The organism is Candidatus Rhabdochlamydia sp. W815 (assembly GCF_018642185.1).
GTDB classification, from domain to species: domain Bacteria; phylum Chlamydiota; class Chlamydiia; order Chlamydiales; family Rhabdochlamydiaceae; genus Rhabdochlamydia; species Rhabdochlamydia oedothoracis.
In genome coordinates this window covers 1-3,193 of the sequence record NZ_JAAVTY010000135.1, presented here as the reverse complement: position 1 = coordinate 3,193, position 3,193 = coordinate 1, and the positions used below count along the sequence as shown (strand labels likewise).

Annotated in this window: 4 protein-coding genes; 3 read left to right on the top strand and 1 reads right to left on the bottom strand. The window is 35.1% G+C overall.

From position 1 onward, the window contains the following. The 3 genes from RHOW815_RS09430 to RHOW815_RS07440 form a co-directional block, all read left to right on the top strand. A partial coding sequence (locus RHOW815_RS09430) for a transposase (protein ID WP_502757465.1) occupies positions 1–257 on the top strand: 257 nt, incomplete at its 5' end. A gap of 20 nt (positions 258–277) precedes the next feature. Next, complete coding sequence (locus tag RHOW815_RS07445; protein WP_320412350.1) at positions 278–1,045, top strand: cytochrome d ubiquinol oxidase subunit II; 768 nt, start codon at positions 278–280, stop codon at positions 1,043–1,045. A gap of 3 nt (positions 1,046–1,048) precedes the next feature. Then, positions 1,049–2,485 (top strand): SDR family oxidoreductase, encoded by a 1,437-nt coding sequence (locus RHOW815_RS07440; protein ID WP_215217686.1) that lies wholly within the window; start codon positions 1,049–1,051, stop codon positions 2,483–2,485. A 443-nt stretch (positions 2,486–2,928) separates the two neighbouring features. Here the strand turns inward: RHOW815_RS07440 and RHOW815_RS08890 are convergent, their stop codons facing one another. Continuing rightward, on the bottom strand, positions 2,929–3,057 hold the full coding sequence (locus RHOW815_RS08890) for a hypothetical protein (protein WP_256439937.1): 129 nt from the start codon (positions 3,055–3,057) through the stop codon (positions 2,929–2,931). Positions 3,058–3,193 lie beyond the last annotated feature (136 nt).

Genomic DNA, 3,193 nt, shown 5'->3' with positions numbered 1-3,193 from the left:
AGTTTCTGATGTCTTCTAGGATTAAAGTGCACTATCTCCCTCCTTATTCGCCGAATTTGAATCCTATTGAACGCTTGTGGAAGATCTTAAAGGAAAAGAAGGTATACAATCGATATTACGAAACGTCGGTGACTTTTTTTCAGGCAATTAGAGGATTCTTCTTAGAAGAGATACCGAAAATAACAGATATTTTGAAATGTAGGATAAACGACAAGTTTCAAGTCGTTGACTTAAATCCCATTAAGCTAGCCGTTTGAATCGGCACTAGTATATACCGATGATGCTTTTGGTCTTTGGTTTTATGTTTAGGTCAGCTACTATGGAATTTCGTAGTAAAAAAGAATCCTCTCTCTGGCGTAGAACTTGGGATGTATTATTTTTTTTAGCTAGCTTATTCATCTCCATAGATCTTGGTTTAATTTTAGGTAATTTAATCCAAGGCATGCCACTCAATCACACAGGCATCATTTTATGGGATCAACTACACTTCATGAACCCTTACGCATTTTTAATAGCGTGTTTTACATTGATCTTTTTTACGCTTCACGGATGTTTATATCTCTTGATCAAAACAGAGGGTGATATCCAAAAACATTTAGTAAAATTAATTTACCCACTCGTGATTACCTTTCTAACTCTTTGGCTGGTGACAACGTTAGCAACGTATGAATATTTTCCTTTTATGATGGATAGGATTTTTAAACATCCAAGTCTTGTTATTTTTGTAATCATTAGTTTATTTGGCATTTTTTCCATCCCTTATCAATTATATAAAGAACGCTTTGGTTGGGCTTTTATTGGGTCTTGTATTGCTATTTTAAGTTTAATGTTGCTTTACGCAATAGGAACTTATCCCGATTTAATCATCTCCAGCAAAGATCCTAAGAATTTAAGCCTATCCATTTTTAATAGTTCTTCTTCGCCTATTACTTTATCGGTGATTTTTATTGTTGCCTTAGCAGGCGCTCCCCTATCCATCTTTTATGTCAGCTACGTGTATAAGGTTTTTAAAGGCAAAGTAAAACTCGATCCAACAAGTTATTGATCTATGGCTAAAGTCTTTATCACTGGTTCTACTGGATTTGTAGGAAAACGTTTGATCCATACTCTTTTAGACCAAGGACATGAGGTATATGCCTTATGTCGCATTAAAGGCGTATCTGTTTTTTCCGAAAATCGACCAAATCTGCATTATATATGGGGGGATCTAAAAAACCCTGATACATTATCTCAACTGCCTACAGCTATTGATGTAGCTTATTATCTCGTGCATTCTATGACAGATATTATGAGTAACTTGATAACTGTTGAGCTAGAAGTAGCTAATCAATTTGTTAAAGGAATAAAAGAAACTCATGTCCAACAAATCATCTACTTAGGAGGGATCATAAATGATGAAAAGAAATTATCCCCTCATCTAAAATCGCGTTTACTAGTTGAAGAAGTTCTCAGAAGAAGCGCAATTCCCACTACTATCTTACGAGCGAGCATTATCATTGGAAGTGGCAGTGCATCTTTTGAAATTATCCGCGATTTAACCGAAAAACTTCCCTTTATGATTGCCCCTAAGTGGGTCAATACCCTCTGTCAACCAATCGCTATTCGGGATATCTTATTCTACCTCACACAAGTGATGCTAAAAGAAGATTGCTATCACAAAATCTTTGATATTGGAGGTCCTGATGTTTTACGGTTTAAAGACTTGATTCTAGAATATGCAAAGTTTAGGAAACTAAAAAGACAGGTAATTAATGTTCCTGTTCTCTCCCCTCGTTTATCTAGTTACTGGCTTGTATTTATTACTTCCGTACGGTTTTCTTTATGCTCTTACTTAGTAGAAAGCATGAGAATTAGCTCTATTTGTCAAAAAAACGAAATCCATCAAATCCTCCCCCATCACTGCTTGAACTTTCAAGAAGCACTAGAATTGGTTTTTAAAAAGATTACACAAAATGAAGTGCTCTCTACTTGGATGGATGCCTGGGAACCTAACAGCTCAAATCTTAATATCGAAACATATGTCCAAGTCCCCATAGAAGGATGTCTTATCAATAAACAAATAGTTCCTCTTCACAACTCTAAAAACACCGTAATCGAAAGGATATGGTGTATTGGAGGAAATACAAACTGGTATGCTCTTAACTGGTGCTGGAAAATAAGAGGATTGATGGATCGTCTCATTGGAGGAGTAGGATTAAACCGCGGCAGAAGACACCCCTCAGAAATCCAAGTGGGCGATGCTATTGATTTTTGGCGAGTCTTACGTGCTGATAAAAAAAATGCTAATCTCATTTTATACGCCGGCATGAAACTTCCCGGTGAAGCTTGGCTGCAATTCAAAATAGAAAATAAAGAAAACAAAGATTTCTTAATCCAAACGGCTACCTTTCGACCTAAAGGGGTACTAGGAAGAGTTTATTGGTATGCATTAGCTCCTTTTCACTTTTTTATCTTTAGAAAAATGGCAAAGAAAATTTCTGGTTAATGTGAATATAAGTTTTTTTGAACCTTGTAATGAGCAGCTAAAGACAGAGAATCCTTGAATTTAGTGTTTGAAAAGTCTTTTTTCTACAGCTGGAACAATCGTCATAAACAAAAAACCTCTGAATTTGGACCTAAAAGCATATATCATTCGGATTAGCTGATCTTAAAAGCAAACTTACTGAAAATGAAAGTTTACTCCGTTATAAGAGAAAACCGCATGACTGAAAGTAGAGTCAAGAGTTTCAAAAAAAATATGAAACAGGCATAGCTAATGCCAAGAGTGTATTTCGTGTTATACTCGTTTGCATTCAAATTAAGAGTTTAAGCACATAAACATTTTTACACAAAAGATAACATCTTCTTACAAAATAGAGCAGTTTTTTCAAAAAAACCTAGTTATGCAATTCTTAATTTAAAATCAAACTAGTATATAGTAGTGCCGATTCAAACGGCTAGCTTAATGGGGTTCAAGTCAACGACTTGAAACTTGTCGTTAATCCTACATTTCAAAACATCTGTTATTTTCGGTATCTCTTCTAAGAAGAATCCTCTAATTACCTGAAAAAAAGTCACCGACGTTTCGTAATATCGATTGTATACCGTCTTTTCCCTTAAGATCCTGTTTAAAATCTTTTCAAAAGTAGATCAATAAAAGCTAGAACCACCATATTCAGGCTTGTATGTAGTTTTCTTTCTCAATTTTTCCATA